The 15,919-nt window shown below is 63.6% G+C and carries 12 protein-coding genes; 9 read left to right on the forward strand and 3 right to left on the reverse strand.

What is annotated here, in order from left to right; all coding sequences use genetic code 11:
• Positions 1 to 170: 170 nt before the first annotated feature.
• From IB263_RS16265 to IB263_RS16280, 4 genes are read left to right on the forward strand one after another with little or no spacing between them, the layout of a single operon-like run.
• On the forward strand, positions 171 to 1,037 hold the full coding sequence (locus tag IB263_RS16265) for a branched-chain amino acid ABC transporter permease (RefSeq protein WP_034800070.1): 867 nt from the start codon (positions 171 to 173) through the stop codon (positions 1,035 to 1,037).
• The gene (locus tag IB263_RS16270) at positions 1,034 to 2,038 is read left to right on the forward strand and encodes a branched-chain amino acid ABC transporter permease (protein WP_089046005.1); all 1,005 of its coding nucleotides are present in this window, start codon (positions 1,034 to 1,036) and stop codon (positions 2,036 to 2,038) included. The genes IB263_RS16265 and IB263_RS16270 overlap by 4 nt, the downstream gene beginning before the upstream one ends.
• Positions 2,038 to 2,802 carry an ABC transporter ATP-binding protein gene (locus IB263_RS16275; protein ID WP_060583619.1) on the forward strand — a complete coding sequence of 255 codons (765 nt, stop codon included), beginning with the start codon at positions 2,038 to 2,040 and terminating at the stop codon, positions 2,800 to 2,802. Before IB263_RS16270 ends, IB263_RS16275 begins: the two co-directional genes overlap by 1 nt.
• Complete coding sequence (locus IB263_RS16280) at positions 2,783 to 3,499, forward strand: ABC transporter ATP-binding protein (protein ID WP_060583617.1); 717 nt, start codon at positions 2,783 to 2,785, stop codon at positions 3,497 to 3,499. Before IB263_RS16275 ends, IB263_RS16280 begins: the two co-directional genes overlap by 20 nt.
• Positions 3,500 to 3,521: 22 nt before the next feature.
• Here the strand turns inward: IB263_RS16280 and IB263_RS16285 are convergent, their stop codons facing one another.
• From IB263_RS16285 to IB263_RS16295, 3 genes are all read right to left on the reverse strand, one after another.
• Positions 3,522 to 5,528 carry a CHASE2 domain-containing protein gene (locus IB263_RS16285; protein WP_192438692.1) on the reverse strand — a complete coding sequence of 669 codons (2,007 nt, stop codon included), beginning with the start codon at positions 5,526 to 5,528 and terminating at the stop codon, positions 3,522 to 3,524.
• Entirely contained in the window at positions 5,528 to 9,184 is a 3,657-nt protein-coding gene (locus IB263_RS16290; RefSeq protein WP_192438693.1) for a FecR domain-containing protein, read from the reverse strand. Before IB263_RS16290 ends, IB263_RS16285 begins: the two co-directional genes overlap by 1 nt.
• A gap of 470 nt (positions 9,185 to 9,654) precedes the next feature.
• Entirely contained in the window at positions 9,655 to 10,341 is a 687-nt protein-coding gene (locus IB263_RS16295; protein WP_034800075.1) for a GntR family transcriptional regulator, read from the reverse strand.
• Positions 10,342 to 10,545: 204 nt separating this feature from the next.
• Between IB263_RS16295 and IB263_RS16300 the strand changes: the two genes are divergently transcribed.
• From IB263_RS16300 to IB263_RS16320, 5 genes are all read left to right on the forward strand, one after another.
• Positions 10,546 to 11,589 (forward strand): 4-hydroxythreonine-4-phosphate dehydrogenase PdxA, encoded by a 1,044-nt coding sequence (locus tag IB263_RS16300; protein WP_192438694.1) that lies wholly within the window; start codon positions 10,546 to 10,548, stop codon positions 11,587 to 11,589.
• A gap of 75 nt (positions 11,590 to 11,664) precedes the next feature.
• Complete coding sequence (locus IB263_RS16305; protein WP_034800079.1) at positions 11,665 to 12,651, forward strand: tripartite tricarboxylate transporter substrate binding protein; 987 nt, start codon at positions 11,665 to 11,667, stop codon at positions 12,649 to 12,651.
• A gap of 61 nt (positions 12,652 to 12,712) precedes the next feature.
• On the forward strand, positions 12,713 to 13,213 hold the full coding sequence (locus IB263_RS16310) for a tripartite tricarboxylate transporter TctB family protein (protein ID WP_113294598.1): 501 nt from the start codon (positions 12,713 to 12,715) through the stop codon (positions 13,211 to 13,213).
• A 139-nt stretch (positions 13,214 to 13,352) separates the two neighbouring features.
• Positions 13,353 to 14,891, forward strand: a complete 1,539-nt coding sequence (locus IB263_RS16315) for a tripartite tricarboxylate transporter permease (RefSeq protein ID WP_034800081.1) — start codon at positions 13,353 to 13,355, stop codon at positions 14,889 to 14,891.
• An 88-nt stretch (positions 14,892 to 14,979) separates the two neighbouring features.
• Entirely contained in the window at positions 14,980 to 15,918 is a 939-nt protein-coding gene (locus IB263_RS16320) for a sugar phosphate isomerase/epimerase (protein ID WP_034800082.1), read from the forward strand.
• Position 15,919 lies beyond the last annotated feature (1 nt).

Consider the following 15,919-nt stretch of genomic DNA (forward strand, 5'->3'; position numbering starts at 1 on the left):
TTGGGCGGGTGCTGAGCGCCCACCGACACTGATGATGCGTTGACCGGTTGCTTTTGAGCGACCGGCGCGCCTGCGGCGCCGCGAATGCTGGCGCCTGACTGCCGCTCCGCGCATAGTGCGCACCGAATCCGGCGCAGCCAAATTTGGAAGAAAGGGCAACGGATAGCCCCATGCAAACCGTCCTCAGCATTGCGATCGACGCCCTTGCCTATGGCATGGTGCTCTTCGTCATCTCCATCGGCCTTTCGGTCACCATGGGCCTGATGCGCGTGGTCAACCTGGCGCATGGCGCCTTTGCCATGATCGGCGGTTACATCGCCTCCTATGCAGCGCGCGATTTGGGTCTTGCCTACGGCTTTGCCGTGCTGCTCGCGGTCTTCGGCACCATCATCATCGCCGTGCCGATCGAGCGGCTGCTCTATAGGCGGATCTACGGCGCACCGGAACTGACCCAGGTGCTGATGACCATTGGTATCACATTCTGCATCATCGGCATCGCCAACTATGTCTTCGGCCCGACGCTGAAGACGGTGCCGCTGCCTGGCGAATTGCAGGGATCCGTCGACCTCGGCTTCCGGGCAATCGCCACCCATCGCATCTTTGCGATCGTCTGCGGCCTCGTGGTTGCAGCCGGTCTCTGGTACGCGATCGAAAAGACCGCCTTCGGCGTCAAGCTGCGGGCCTCGGTTGACAACGCGGCAATGGCGGCCGCCCTCGGTGTGCGCACGGAAATCGTCTATGCGGTGAGCTTTGCGGTTGCCGTCGGACTTGCCGCCTTCGGCGGCGTGGTGGGGGCGGAACTTCTTCCGGTCGAACCCTATTACGCGTTGCGTTACATGGTGACGTTCCTGGTCGTCGTCTCCGTCGGCGGCGCCGGGTCTATCCCGGGCGCGCTCGTTGCCTGCCTGCTGCTCGGCGCGATCGATACGACCGGCCGTTATCTCATGCCGGAATTCGGTGAATTCTTCTTCTATCTGGCCGTGATTGCGATCATCTGCGTGTTCCCGCGCGGGCTCGCCGGGAGGGCCAAGGGATGACCATGACGACGACGAACGACTTGATCGCGACCGCTCCGGTGCGCCGACGGTTTGGCGGTGGGGACCTCATAGGTCTGGCCGTTATCCTGCTGGTCGCGGTGGTCGGCTACTTCCTCTTTCCCAACAATCTGGCTCTTCTGACCCGGATCATCGCAGCCGCTCTGTTGGTGCTGTCGCTCGATCTCGTCACCGGCTATTGCGGTGTCGCGACGCTCGGGCACGCGGCCCTCTTCGGCGCCGGCGCCTATGCCGCGGGCATCGCCTCGGCGCATTACGGCATCAACGATCCGCTGGCGATGCTGGCCTTCGGCATTGTTGCCGGGGCGGTGGCGGGACTTATCTGCGGGGTCGTCATCCTGCGTGCGCACGGGCTGCCGCAACTGGTGCTGTCGATCGCGCTCATCCATCTCTTCCACGAGTTCGCCAACAAGGCCTCCTCCTGGACCGGTGGCAGCGACGGGCTCTCCGGCATTGCGCCGACGGCACTTCTCGGACTCTACGAGTTCGATCTCTGGGGCCGCACGGCCTATGTCTTCGGCGTGGCGCTGCTTGCCATCGTCTTCGTCGTGCTGCGACTGATCGTGCGCTCGCCCTTCGGCATGTTGTGCCGCGGCATCAAGGAAGACCCTGTCCGCATCCGCTCGATGGGGGCGTCGCCGAAGTTCGCGCTCACGAAAATGTATGTCATCTCCGGTGCCGTTGCCGGCGTCGGCGGCGCGCTGAATGCGATCTCCACCCAGGTCGTCGGGCTCGACAGCCTCTCCTTTACGATGTCGGCGGAAAGCCTTGTCATGCTGGTGCTCGGGGGTACCGGCTCTCTCTTCGGCGCGCTGACTGGCACTGTCGTCTTCATGTTTTTCGAGGACGTGGTCTCGGCGGCCAATCCCTTCCATTGGCTGACGATGGTGGGCGCGCTGTTGATCGCCGTCGTGCTCTTCGCGCCGAAGGGCATCTATGGCACCGCGGCTGCGTTCTTTGCCCGCCGCAAGGAGGCACAGTGATGCAGCCGATCTTCGAAGTCCGCAACTTGAAGCGCGCCTTCGGCGGGCTCGCGGTCACCAATGACGTCAGCCTCAGCATGGCGCCGGGCGACCGGGTCGCGCTGATTGGGCCGAACGGCGCCGGCAAGACGACGTTCGTCAATCTCGTGACCGGCAATCTCAAGCCGGATTCCGGCGAGGTGCGTATCGGTGGCGAGGTGGTGACCGGTATCGACGCCATCGGTCGGGTGCGAAGGGGGCTCGTTCGCTCGTTTCAGGTGACGCGGCTCTTTGCCGATATGACACCTTCCGAACATGTTGCGCTCGCTGTCTTGCAACGCACTGGCCGCGCCGGTCGTCTGTTCGGCAATTTTCTGGGCATGCCGGACGTCATGGCCGAGGTGGCAGACCTTCTCGGCAAGCTCGGGCTTCGGGAACTGATGCACCGTAAGGTGAGCGAGATCGCCTACGGTCAGCAACGCTTGCTGGAAATCGCCGTTGCGCTGGCGCTGAAGCCGCGGGTGCTGCTGCTCGACGAGCCCGCCGCCGGCGTGCCGCAGAGCGACACCCGCCGGATCGAGCAGGCACTGGCCGACCTGCCAGCCGATCTCGCCGTCTTGATGATTGAGCACGACATGGATCTCGTCTTCCGCTTTGCCAAGCGCGTCGTCGTGCTGGCCGCCGGCGCGATCATCTTCGACGGTTCGCCGTCTGACGTGACGAAGGATCCGCGCGTGCGGGAAGCCTATCTGGGGAGCTATGCCAATGCCAGCCACGCCGCTTGAGGTGGAAAACCTGTCCGCCGGCTATGGGCCGACGCGGGTGCTCGAAGGCGTGTCCTTTGCCGTTCCGGCAGGTGCCCGGCTTGCAGTGCTCGGTCGCAACGGCATGGGCAAGACGACGCTGCTTGCAACGCTTGCCGGCCAGACGCGACGTTACGACGGTCGCATCCGCATGGGCGGGACGGACGTGACCGTGTTGCCGAGCGCTGCCCGCGCCATGCAGGGGCTCGGCTTCGTGCCGCAGGCGCGCTGCGTCTTCCCGACGCTGACCGTGGAGGAAAACCTGTTCGTCGGCCTCAAGAACCGCCCGAAAAGCGCGATCCAGGAAGCCTACGACATGTTCCCGCGTCTCTTCGAGCGTCGGCGCAATCTCGGCAGCCAGCTCTCAGGCGGCGAACAGCAGATGCTGTCGACGGCACGCTCCATCCTCGGCCGTCCGTCGATCCTGTTGCTCGACGAACCGCTGGAGGGCCTGGCGCCCGTTATCTGCGAAGAGCTGATGAAGGCGTTTGCCGAACTGGCAAAGACCGGCGACATGACGATCGTCTTGGTCGAACAGCGCATTCAGAGCGCGCTCGACTTTGCCGACCGGGTGATCGTGCTCGAACGCGGCCGGATCGCCTGGACCGGAACGCCGGAAGCGCTGGCGGGAGATCACGATGCCGTCGAGCGGCTGCTCGGCGTCGGCGGGCTCCACTGACCACGCGGTCGGTTGTGGCTGCTCACTTCGGTTCCCGTCGCGACGTATCGAGACGGGAACGCTCCCTTTCGTAGTAGCGCGCGAGTGGCGGCAGGGCGCTCTTCAACTGGTCGAACACCGCGTCATGAGCTCGAAGCGTGCCGTCATATTTGGCCTGTACGAAGGCCTGGTGGCGTTCGATCGCGTCCTTCCCGGCGCCGACGGCGACGGTGAAGACCGGCGACACGGCGGTGCGGCCCTTGACGGTGATGCGATCGAGTTCGGCGATCGGGAAGGTCTTTTCGACGAGACGCGCGGTCTCCTCGCCGAGGAGCAGGGAGATGCCGTAGTCCTTCGATGCGCCTTCGAGGCGCGAGGCCAGATTGACGGCGTCGCCAAGGGCCGAATAGTCGAACCGCTGGTGCGAGCCCATGTTGCCGACGACGCATTCGCCGGTGTTGATGCCGATGCCGATCCTCAAGGTTTGGGCCGGTCGGCGTTCCCGTTTCGCCTCGCTTTCGAGTTCCCGGTTCACCCGTTCAAGCCGCGCAAGCATGTCGAGCGCCGCCCCGACTGCATGCACGGCATGCTCGGGGTCGTCGAGCGGCGCGTTCCAGAAGGCCATCAGGCAGTCGCCGATATATTTGTCGATGGTACCGCCCTGTTCGAGAACGGCTTCCGAAAGCGGCGTCAGCAGCCGGTTGACCAGTGCCGTCAAACGCTCCGGGTCCTCCTTCATTTCCTCCGCGATGGTGGTAAAGCCCCGGATGTCGCAAAAGAGGATCGACAGCGTGCGCCGCTCACCGCCGAGCCTCAGGTGTGACGGGTCTTTCGCCAGGCGCTCGACAAGGGCAGGGGAGAGGTACTGCTGGAAGGCGCGGGTGATTTCGCGGCGCTTCTTGCGTTCCTCCGCATAGTCGAGCCCGGCCTGGCCGGCAGTCACGGCAAGGAACGCAAGCCCAGGCCCAAGCGGCGACAGAAAGACGTGGCCAAGCCGCATCGCGGCATAGCTGGCGGCGATGATCAGGCCGATGGCGACGGCGCCATAGGCAAGCGTGCGCCAGCCGGTCGTCCGCAGCACCGAAAAGGCCGCAAGCATCGCGGCCAGCGCAATGGCGGCAACCACATACGGTCTTGCAGCGCGCTTTACGAAAAGCTCATGGGCCAGATTGTCGTAGATGGTAGCCTGCATCTCAACGCCGGAAACGAGCTTGTTCGAATGTACGGTATCCGATGTCGTGAAGGCATCGGCCCCGCCATCGGCGATCGATGGCGCATTTTGCAGGCTGAGGCCGACGAGCACGACGCGGTCCTCGAACATGCCTTCTGGCAGGAAATTGTCGGGATCGAGCGCCTGGTAATAGGAGACGGTGGGATAGGTCCGCGCCGGTCCGAAGACCTGGATCAGCGCGTCCTTTGGCGGTGCGTGCGATTTTGCGCCGGCGATTGCCGCGAGCACGGCGGCAAATCCGTCCGGATAGTCGGGAACGGCGCGCAACGTTCCGTCGCCGCTGAGGCTGACAGAGGCGATCCCGGTCCAGGCGCCCTTTGCGATGAAGCGGGCCAACGGCTCGGTGCGCACGAACTGGTCGGCCTGGGGCGCCTCCACCAGCGTCTGGTCTCCGGCAAGAACCACGTCCGCGCCGAGCGCCTTTTCCAGCGCCTCGTCGTTGGCGGCATCGGCCGAAGGTTCAGCGAAAATCACGTCGATGCCGATGGCGCGTGCGCCGGCCCTGCGCAGCGCCTCGATGAGGCGCGCATGCAGGGCGCGCGGCCAGGGCCATTGGCGCCCGATTTCGGCCATCGACGGTTCGTCGATCGCGACGATGATCGGGCTGTCCTCAGGAAGCGGCGGGCCGTCGACGGTCGACAGGTAGTCGAAGCTGCGCAACTCGTTCAGCCGCCAGGCATTGGTCAAGGTCGCCAGCGACAGCGCGATGGCGACGAAAACCGCAAGCGCGAGAAGTTTCAACCGCCGTTGCAGGAAGCGGGGGTTGTCCCATCGTCCGGACCGACCGCTCGATGCCTGCACGGCGACGCGCTCCTCCATCAGAACCGCACTTTGATCGTGCCTTTGAACGTTCGTCCCCAACCCGGCAGGCCATTGCCCAGCTCGAAATCTTCATCGAGCAGATTGAAGGCTGCCAGATCCACCTCGATCTGCTTGTCGAACGGTTCCCATTGCAAGGCGGCGTCGAGCGTCCAGAAGTCGTCGAGCGTCTTTAACCCGCCGGGTCGTGAACCGACATAGTTGGCCGCAACGGTCGTCTTGACGTTCGCCGTGCTGACCCAAGTCAGCGCCGCTTGGCCGGTGTTTTCCGGCACGAACAGCAGTTCGCCGGGCTGGCTGCCGGTGTGTTCCTTAACGTCGGCTTCCGTGTGGGCCGCTGTCAGGGAGAGGCCGAAGCCGTGGCCGATGGCAAAGTTCGCCGTTGCCGCAACCCGGTCGAGCCCGACCTTGGCATACGCAAGGCTGGTGGTCGAAAGCGGAATGTCGAGCGCGAGTTGCCGCACCTCCTGGTGCTGGTAGTCGAGCGCGGTGAAGAACCAGCTGTTCCACTCCGCGTCCCAACGCAGTGCCAGCGTATCGGCATAGCCTTCGGCGCCGAAGCGCAGCTGGTTCGGCTGCAGCCCGACGATGCCGATCGGCGCAAGGGTGGCGACGTCGAAGTTGAGGCCATCGCGCATGGCTGCCGCCCGCAGCCAATGCCCTTCGGCCGGCGCCCAGGCGATGCCGATTTTCGGTTCGAGCCTGACATCGCCGTCGTTGACGCCTTCGATATAGCGGGCAAAGAGGGCGCCTTCCGTCTTCAGGTCCGGCGTGATTTCGTAGATCGTGTCGATGTAAGCCTTGGCGACCGTCTGTGTGGCGGACGTCGAACCGGACGCGATGACGGGCGCATTGCTGCTGCCGGTGCTGACGCCCAGCGGGTCAAAAATGTCGAACGCGCTCGATGACTTTACCACGCCGCCTTCGACGCCGTAGCGCCAGGTGAAATCGCCGTCACCGTAAAGGTGATTGATGGCGGCGATATAGGTTCTTTGCTTGTCCTCGCTCCGGCTGGTGGCAAGGTCCGGAAAGCGCGGGTCCGTGAGCCGGATCCGCTCGTTTTCCGTGGTATTCTGATCGGAGAAGAAGAACGCGGCATTGGCGATGTTGCGGTATCCGAAGGTATGGCTCCACGCCACGCCCGAGAGTAGCCGCGAGGAATCGTCGTCGCTCAGCCCGTCGAGCTTCAGAGGGGCCGCGCGGGGATCCGGGATATCGAAAATACTGCGTTTATCATCAAGATCGCCGTAGTTGGCATAGGCCACGACCCTGTCATCCGGCGTCGGGGAGGCTGTCACATAGCCATTGCCGCCAAGCAGGCGTGCTTCACGCTCGATCGCCAGGCCATTGCCGATATCGATCGTATCGCGCGGCTTCTCCCAATGCAGATTGCCGTAGACGCTGATCGGGAAGGGCGAGAACGTCAGCCCGCGCAGTTCCGCCTCGCCGATCCCGCCCTCATGGTCGCTGTCGGCGATGATGCCGCCTGCGACCGCGGCCTCGAAGAACGGCCGTTGGACGAGATTGGCCGTGCGCTCGCGGCTTGCCAGCATGTGCGGCTCGATCAGCAGCCCCTGGAAGAAGGCGGAGAAGCTCTGCGGATTGGCGGTGTTGACGACGGGGCTGCCATCGAAATCATAGGTGTTGAACAGCGGATTGACGCTGCCGCGGATCGCCTGGTCGACATAGCTCGATCCCGTGAACGGATCGAAGACCACATCGCCGTAATATTGCCCCCAGGCGTTCAGGCCTTGCAGGCGGAAGGCGTCGTTGAGCGTCGATCCGGCATCCTGGTTGGCGCCGAGCGGAGCACTTTCGCCGCCGCGCGCCCGCGTCCGCCGCATCAGTTCCTGCGCGTAGCGGATCGCCGCATCGGAATCGTATTCGTCTATCGCAATCGCGGTCCGCACGGTCGCGACGACGGGGTCGTTCGGGTCGAGCCGGTCGGCATTGTCGAGGGCCTGTGCCGCCGGAAGGCGGTCTCCCTTTTCATAATGCGCCGCCGAGAGCAGCAATTGCGCGTTGGAATAGGCGGGGTTGGCCGTCGAACCGGCCAAGAGGTCGTCGATCGCCTTGTCCAGGTTGCCGTTCTGCAAATGGTACCGACCGCGGGCGACGAGCACGAGGTCGAAGGAAGGATCGATCGCGAGTGCCGTATCGATCTCGCGCTTTGCTTCCGCAAGCCGCATTTCATCGAGGTACTGATAGGCCAGGTTGGCGTGGTAAAGCGGATCGGCCGGATCGAGTTCCACGGCCTTCTGGAATGCTCTCTCGGCGCCGCGATTGTCGCCCCGCTCGCTTTTTGCCAGGCCCACCCAGTTCCACAGCGACGGGTCGCCCGGCGTGATTTCCAAGGCGCGCTCGAGATCCGCCAGCGCGCCTATTCGATCGTTTTCAATAAGCAAGCGGTACTTGGCGCGCGATTCCAGCGCGGTCGGGTCGTCGGGATCGTTCGCAAGCGCCTTTTCGATACCGGCGCGCGTTTCGACTCGATCGTCGAGCAGCATTGCAAATTGCGCGCGGGCGGCTGGAAGGAACGGATCGTCCGGATATCGCCTTTCCGCCTTCTTGATCGTTTCGATCGCTGCGCGGATATCGGTGCGAAAGCCCGCGGTCCAGGCCGCAGCGAAGGCACCATAGGCACCTGTCGCCTGAGATGGCGGCTGCTCGATCCGGTCCGGGTCGGCGAGAGCGCGTGCGAAATAGCCGCCGAAGGCCGCGACGGAGCGGCGGTCGGCGTCGAGCCCGGGGACTGCCTTTTCGAACAGCTGTGCCGCATCGCCGTAGCGGTTTTCAGAACCGGCAATCAGCGCTTCGACGAGATAGGCGCGCGCGGCTTGAGATCGATTGAGGCCGAGGCGTCGGGCCTGTTGAAGGGCGGCTGTGGCCTGGGCTCGCCCGTCGAACCGCAGTTGGATTTCGGCGAGTGTCAGCCAGTCTTCGGCCGAGCGCGACGCTTCCGGCTGGGCTTCGATCCGTTCGCGCTCATTGCGCATGTCGCGCACCTTAAGCGGGGTTGACGGCATGAGCGCGAAGGCGTCGCGTAAAGACAGATGGAAGAGCATCTGTTCGCGGTCCTTCGGCGTCACGATCACGATCTTGGTCGGCGCTTTCCCGATGGCGGCAACGGCGCCTTCGCCCTGTTTCACGGTGACGCTGCCAAGTTCGTTGCTGAGTTCGACCACGCCTTCAAGCACGGTCAGCGAGGTCGTGTCGCCGGCGACCGTCAGTGTCCAGTCGGTGCCACGAATGGCAGCCGTTGCCGCCGGCGTGTCGATCGTCAGGCCCTGGCCGCCACGCTCCGCCCGTGCCCAGATCGTGCCTGACTGCAGTTCGAGATTGGTATCGCTGCCTGTGCCCATGCGTTTGACGCGCAACGCCGTGTTGCGGCCGAGCCGGATCTGGGTGTGGTCGGAGAAAAGCACCGCCAGCGCCCCGGTCGCATTAGTGCGCAGGATATCGCCGGACAAAAGGTCCTGTGCGAGATCGACGAAACGCCAGCTCGAAACGTCGACGAAGCGCACTTCCTCACCGGATTTGCGGGCAATCACCGATCCGGCGACGGGCGGTGTTCTTTGAACCGGCTCTGCCATGCTTGCGCCTGGACAGAGGATTGCCACTGTCGCAAGCAGTCCCCGAAGCCGTTGCCGCCCCATCTTCGTTCCTGTCTCCGCCCCACGTAGATTCAGTGAATTTCGATCAGGTTAAAGTCAATTGAATTCGAATATCCTTAATTGCTTTCCAAGCAATGCAGATTGTTCGGGAGGCAAATCTGTAACACCAGGCGGACAGCGACGCTGCCATCGCCTGCCGTTGCTTGGTGGCGGACGGATTCTTCACTGTTGCACGCGAGTGTGTCGTCCCTGAACCTGCCGTCGAACTGCCGTCGGCTTCCCTCGGTGGCTGGCGCGTCTGCTGGGGACGCAGGGCTTGCTCTCCAAGCTCTCGAGCCTGGCTGTCTCGGGAAAGGCGCTGACCGCAAACCCCGGTGCCGCGCGACGCAATTCGCGCGGGGAAAAAGCAGGTGGCCGCGGGAGATGCCGAGGCCGTTGCGAACGCCTGTTCGAAGTTCTGACAGAAGGTGCGCGCCCGCCGGGGCTCACTTGCGCCGAAGCTGGAGCGCCGCCTACACCGCGGCGCGCACCCGTTCCCAGGCATTCATGAGGTGCCGACCGAGAACTTCGGAAAGCCTTGCCTTGTCGCGGGCTTCGAGCGCGACGATCATTTCCTCATGCTCGGCAACGGCCGCTGCCCATTTTTCAGGCCCCTCGTGGCCGATGAAGCGAATGCGCTTCAGCCGCGTCTGCAAGATCGCATGCATATCCGCCAAGGCGGCGTTTGCCGCCAGTTGCGCGATGGCCGAATGGATCTGCTGGTTGAGCTTGTAATACTGCAGCCGGTCACCGGCCTTGTAGCGCGAGACCATTTCGTCGTGGAGCGCGCGCACTTCGGCGATGCCGGCGTCGCTGGCGGCTTCACAGGCGAGCTTGCCGGCAAGCTCTTCCAGCGTCTGCAAGACCGTCAGCATGTCACGCACGTCCTTGGCGCTGAAACGCTTGACGACGGCGCCGCGGCTCGGAACGAGCTCCACCAGTCCTTCGCTCGCCAGATACTTGATGGCTTCGCGCAGCGGCGTGCGCGAGACGCCGAGCTGCTCGCCGAGTTGACCTTCATGCAGACGCGTGCCGGGCGAGAGATCACCCTCGATGATCATGTCGCGCAGATGCGTGACCAGCGTGTCGTGCAGCGCAGTGCGTCGGATCGGGCCGGGGCCGCCCTCGGGGCGTTTCTCCAGAGAGGTAATTTCGTTCATCGTTTCGCTTCTGCATCTGGCGACTGAAGTGTCGGCCGTCTGTTCCCGTTCGCGCCAATTGAATCAGCGCTGTCTCATTAAAGCATGGAGACGGCCCCCGATATCGTCAACAGAAAATGCTGCATACAGAATACAAAAGACTTGATGCAGAATTTTGAATAACGTATGACGGCTCTCGAAAGAATGAAGTGGAGGACATCTCTCATGACGACCAACGGTGTAGCCGCTAACGGCGCGCGTCCTGTCATCGCGCTCGCTATGGGCGATCCGGCCGGCATCAGCCCGGAGCTCACGGCAAAGCTGCTGGCGCTTTCCGATATTCGTGAGGCTGCCCACATCATCACGATCGGCGATCGTCGCATCCTCGATGAAGGCGCCCGCATTGCCGGCGTCACGCTCGACCTTGCATCCTCGACCCTGGAGGACCTCGACGCTGTCAGGACCGAGCGCCACGTGTTCGTCGACCTTGGCCATCTCGATCCGGCCGACGTCGTTCGCGGCGAGGCGACGCTTGCGGGCGGCACCTTTGCGACCCGCAACTTTCGCGTAGCGCTCGAGCTGGCGCATGCCGGCAAGGCGGAAGCAGTCTGCTTCACGCCCTTCAACAAGAAGGCGATGCGCTTTGCCTATCCGGGCTACGACGACGAGATCCGTTTCGTCTCCGACGTTCTCAACTTCACGGGCAAGGTCCGGGAATTCAACGTTCTCGAGAAGGTCTGGAACGCCCGCGTCACCTCGCACATTCCGATCAAGGAAGTGGCCGACAACCTGTCGGTCGAGGCGATCCTTGCCGAGCTCGAGCTGACCCAGAGCTGCCTCAAGGAAGCCGGTTACAGCGAGGCGAAGATTGCTGTTGCCGGGCTCAACCCGCACGCCGGAGACGGCGGCAGCTTCGGCATGGAAGAGATCGACATCATCGAGCCGGCCGTCGAAAAGGCCAAGGCGCGCGGCTTCAACGTCGACGGCCCGTTCCCGGCGGACACAGTCTTCGGCCGCGCCCTGAAGGAAGGCTACAACGCCGTCATGACCATGTACCACGACCAGGGCCAGATCGCGATGAAGCTGATCGGCTTCGACAAGGGCGTGACGATGATGGGCGGCCTGCCGTTCCCGCTCTGCACGCCGGCCCACGGCACGGCCTACGACATCGCCGGCAAGGGGATTGCCGACGTCGGCGCCAGCCGCGAGGCGCTGCTTCTGGCAGTGCGCATGGCGAAGAAAAAGGCGGCTCTCAAGGCTGCTGCCTGATTTCGCACGCTTTCAAGCAATAACGGCGCAGGAGGAGGTCTTGCGCCGCAGAACCACAAAAACGGGAGGACCCGCATGAAGAATACCGTCTCCATCGCATGCATCATGGCAGCCGTTTTCGGCGTTGCTGCTCCGGCCGCCGCTTTCGAGCCCGATCGTCCGGTTGAATTCGTCGTCACCGCCGGCCCCGGCGGCGGCACCGACATCTTCGCCCGCACGATCCAGGCGATCATCGGCAAGTACGAGCTGATGAAGGCTCCGGTCGTCGTCACCAACAAGGGCAGCGCCGGCGGCGCCGAAGGCTTCGTCTACACGGCGACCAACAAGGGCGACGCCTACAAGCTGGCATTCGGCACCAACAACGCCTACCTGCTGCCGGTCCGCGCCAAGGTTCCCTACAAGGCTGAAGACCTGACGCCGGTTGCGGCGCTTGCTTCCGACGAGTTCGTTCTCTGGGTCAACGGCAAGGCCTCCTACAACACCGCTGCCGACTTTGCCGCCAAGGCGAAGGAAGGCGGCCTGAAGATCGGCGGCAGCCAGTCGAAGGACGTCGACCAGATCCTGACCTCGATGATCAACGAGACGACCGGCTCGACGATCAACTACATCCCGTTCAAGAGCGGCGGCGAAGCGGCCGTTCAGCTCGCCGGCGAGCACCTCGATGCCAACGTCAACAACCCGAGCGAAAACCTCGGCCAGTGGCAGGCCGGCATGGTCAAGCCGCTTTGCGTCTTCAAGAGCGTCAAGCTTTCGAACGAAACCAAGGTTGCCGGCGACAAGGCCTGGAGCGACATCCCCACTTGCAAGGATTCGGGCATCGCCATCGACAACTACTCCATGCCGCGCACCGTCTGGCTGCCGGCTGGCGTTGACCAGGATGTGGTCAAGTTCTATGCGGACCTGATGCGCAAGGTTTCGGAAACGCCGGAATGGGCGAAGTACCTGGCCGACACGTCGCAGTCGCCCGCCTACATCGCCGGCGACGACTTCAAGGCCGCCATCGAAATGGATGGCGCTGCTGTCGGCGAAGTGCTGAAGCGCGAAGGTTGGCTCGCCAACTAACAGGCGACGATCGGGACGGGTGCCATCCGGCGCCCGTCATTCGCTTTGAAAGGTCACGATCATGAGCGAGAACGGTGCGAATGGGGTCTCCCGCTTCGCGGTTGAGCTTGGTGTTGCCGCACTGACCGGCGCCTTCGGTGCTGCGGTCTGCTACGGATCTCTCGATATCGGCGCGGGCTGGACGGAATTCGGTCCCGAAGCCGGCTATTTTCCCTTCTATGTCGGGCTTCTGATCCTTCTCGGAAGCGTCGCCAATGCGATCCACGCCTTCGTGAAACATCGCGGGTCCGGTGAGATCTCCATCGACGGTCACCGCGCCAAGGTGGTGGCATCGTTCCTGCTGCCGCTGGTTGTCTTTGCCGGCGTATCCGCCTGGCTCGGCCTTTATGTCGGGACGGCGCTCTATATCGCCGGAACCATGCTCTTCCAGGGGCGCTACAAATGGTGGATCGCGCTGCCGTCGGGCATCGCCGTTTCGCTGTTTTTCTTCATCGTATTCGAGTTCGGTTTCAAGGTTCCCCTGCTCAAGGGACCGATCGAGGCCTGGTTCGGGATCTATTGATTCCGACCGCTCAAGGGCATGTCGCGTAAGCGCGCACAGCGGTCTTGCGCTAACGACAAGCAAAAAAAAGTCAAAGACTTAAAGCGCGGGGAGCGAGCCTCAAGGATCGTGACGTGCTTTAAGCCCCGGGAGGAATGACATGGAAAATATCGGTCTTCTGATCGATGGCTTCGGCCACATCCTCAGCTGGAACCATATCCTGCTGATGATGATCGGCGTCACGCTCGGCATTCTGGTCGGGGTGCTGCCCGGCCTTGGCGCGCCGAACGGCGTTTCGCTGCTCTTGCCGCTGACTTTCTCGATGGACCCGATCTCCGCCATCATCCTGCTCTCCTGCATGTACTGGGGGGCGCTCTTCGGCGGATCGACCACATCGATCCTGTTCAACATTCCCGGCGAACCCTCGTCGGTGGCGACCACGTTCGACGGCTATCCGATGGCGAAAGCCGGGCAGGCGAGCCGAGCGCTGACGCTCGCCTTCGTATCCGCCGGCATCGGCGCGCTGGCCGGCGTCGTGATGATCACACTGCTTTCCGGCTGGGTCGCGAACTTCGCACTGCGTTTCTCGTCGCCGGAATACTTCGCGGTCTACTTCCTTGCGTTTGCAAGTTTCATCTCGATGGGCGCGCAATCGCCCTTCAAGACGCTCGTCTCGATGATGCTCGGCTTCGCGCTTGCTTCCGTCGGCATGGACACGATCTCCGGCGACCTGCGCCTGACCTTCGATATCCCGACGCTGATCAAGGGCGTCAGCTTCCTGATCGCGGTCATGGGGCTCTTCGGCATCGGTGAACTGCTGCTGACGACGGAAGAGGGCCTGCGCTTCGAAGGCATTAAGGCGCGCGTCAAGCTCGTCGAGATCGGTCGCACGCTGGTCGAGATCCCGCGCTACTGGTTCACGATCCTGCGCTCGACGATCATCGGCATCTGGATGGGCATCACGCCCGCTGGCCCGACCGCGGCCTCCTTCATGAGCTACGGCGTTGCCCGTCGCTCTGCCCGCGACAAGTCGAAGTTCGGCAAGGGTGACCCGCGCGGTGTCGTCGCACCCGAGACCGCCGACCACTCGGCCGGCACCTCGGCGCTGCTGCCGATGCTGGCGCTCGGCGTTCCCGGCTCGGCAACGGCGGCCGTCATGATGGGCGGCCTGATGATCTGGGGCCTGACCCCCGGCCCGATGCTTTTTACCGAGCGGCCGGACTTCGTCTGGGGCCTGATCGCGTCCATGTATCTCGGCAACGTCGTCGCCGTCTTCCTGGTGATCGCCACCGTGCCGCTCTACGCCTCGATCCTGCGCGTGCCTTTTGCGATCATCGGCCCGATCATCGTCGCCGTCATCTTCTCCGGCGCCTATCAGGTGGCAAACTCGGTCTCCGACATCTTCATGGTCATCGGCTTTGGCGTACTCGGCTACGTCTTCAAGAAGCTCGACTACCCGCTTGCGCCGCTGGTTCTGGCCATGGTGCTCGGCGACAAGGCTGAGGACGCCTTCCGCCAGTCGATGCTTCTTTCCGGCGGTACCCTGAACATCTTCTGGTCAAACCCGCTGGTTTCCTCTCTGATGGCGCTTGCTCTTGCCCTTCTGCTGTCGCCGCTTGTCTTCGGGCTGGTCGGCCTGGTCCGCAAGCGCAAGCAAGATGCGGCCACGCCGCATGGCGACGGCAGCGCGGCGGCTTGACGGAGTCGCCGCACCTCAAAACAAGCGCATCGGAAAAGCGCGACGCGGTCTGCTTATAGACTGCGTCGCAAAATAAGTGAGGAAAACCATGGCGAACCCATCGCGCAAATGGACCCGTGAAACCTGGCCGATCGCGGCCGCGATGATCCAGTATCCGAACGTGCTAGCAGACGGCAGCTCCGTGCAGGATCAGTCGGTCGAGCAATGGGCCGAGACACTCGCCGATGTCGTCGACGCCGGCTTCACCGAGCTCGACCCGACCGACAGCTGGATCCGGCTGGCCGACCTCCCGGCCGCGCGGCGCGATGACTTCGTCAAGCTGACGCGTGACCTTGGCCTTTCCATGCCGGCGATCTCGACTTCGCGGCGTAGCGTCATTGATCCGGAGCATGGCGACGAATATCTCGCCTACGGACATCGGGTCATCGACACGGCTGCGGCCATCGGCGCCGGCTCCGTTTCCTTCGGCTTCTTCGGGCCTTTGACCGACGCGCAGAAGAAAGCGCTCTGGTTCTGGACCGTCGACGGCGTCAAGAACCCGGAAGACCCCGCGGTCTGGAGACAAGCGGTTCAGCGCATCCGCGAACTTGGTCGCCATGCCGAGGAACTCGGCATCGAGCTGGCGCTCGAGATGTACGAGGACACCTATATCGGCTCGGCCGACAGCGCCGTGCGCTTCGTTACCGATGTCGGCCTGCCGAACGTCGGCATCAATGCCGATCTCGGCAATCTCGTGCGCCTTCACCGCCCGGTCGAGCACTGGCAGCCGATGATGGCCAAGGTTGCACCCTTCGCCAAATACTGGCACGTCAAGAATTACTACCGCACCGAGGATGAGACCTCGGGGCTGGTGGTCACCCATCCGGCGCCGCTGGAATTCGGCGTTATCAACTATCGGGCGGCGATCCGTATGGCCTTGGCGCATGGCTTCGACAGCCCGTTTCTCTGCGAGCATTACGGTGGCGACGGGCTCTCCGTCAGCGCCGCCAACCGGGACTATCTGAGGCGCATTCTGCCTCGCGACTAAG

Origin of the sequence: Ensifer sp. ENS03, from assembly GCF_014852035.1 — a bacterium.
Lineage (GTDB): Bacteria > Pseudomonadota > Alphaproteobacteria > Rhizobiales > Rhizobiaceae > Ensifer > Ensifer adhaerens.

Coding starts and splice junctions, on each gene's coding strand:
- IB263_RS16265 (WP_034800070.1), top strand. CDS start 171: ATGCAAACCGTCCTCAGCATTGCGATCGACGCCCTTGCCTATGGCATG.
- IB263_RS16270 (WP_089046005.1), top strand. CDS start 1,034: ATGACCATGACGACGACGAACGACTTGATCGCGACCGCTCCGGTGCGC.
- IB263_RS16275 (WP_060583619.1), top strand. CDS start 2,038: ATGCAGCCGATCTTCGAAGTCCGCAACTTGAAGCGCGCCTTCGGCGGG.
- IB263_RS16280 (WP_060583617.1), top strand. CDS start 2,783: ATGCCAGCCACGCCGCTTGAGGTGGAAAACCTGTCCGCCGGCTATGGG.
- IB263_RS16285 (WP_192438692.1), bottom strand. CDS start 5,528: ATGGAGGAGCGCGTCGCCGTGCAGGCATCGAGCGGTCGGTCCGGACGA.
- IB263_RS16290 (WP_192438693.1), bottom strand. CDS start 9,184: ATGGGGCGGCAACGGCTTCGGGGACTGCTTGCGACAGTGGCAATCCTC.
- IB263_RS16295 (WP_034800075.1), bottom strand. CDS start 10,341: ATGAACGAAATTACCTCTCTGGAGAAACGCCCCGAGGGCGGCCCCGGC.
- IB263_RS16300 (WP_192438694.1), top strand. CDS start 10,546: ATGACGACCAACGGTGTAGCCGCTAACGGCGCGCGTCCTGTCATCGCG.
- IB263_RS16305 (WP_034800079.1), top strand. CDS start 11,665: ATGAAGAATACCGTCTCCATCGCATGCATCATGGCAGCCGTTTTCGGC.
- IB263_RS16310 (WP_113294598.1), top strand. CDS start 12,713: ATGAGCGAGAACGGTGCGAATGGGGTCTCCCGCTTCGCGGTTGAGCTT.
- IB263_RS16315 (WP_034800081.1), top strand. CDS start 13,353: ATGGAAAATATCGGTCTTCTGATCGATGGCTTCGGCCACATCCTCAGC.
- IB263_RS16320 (WP_034800082.1), top strand. CDS start 14,980: ATGGCGAACCCATCGCGCAAATGGACCCGTGAAACCTGGCCGATCGCG.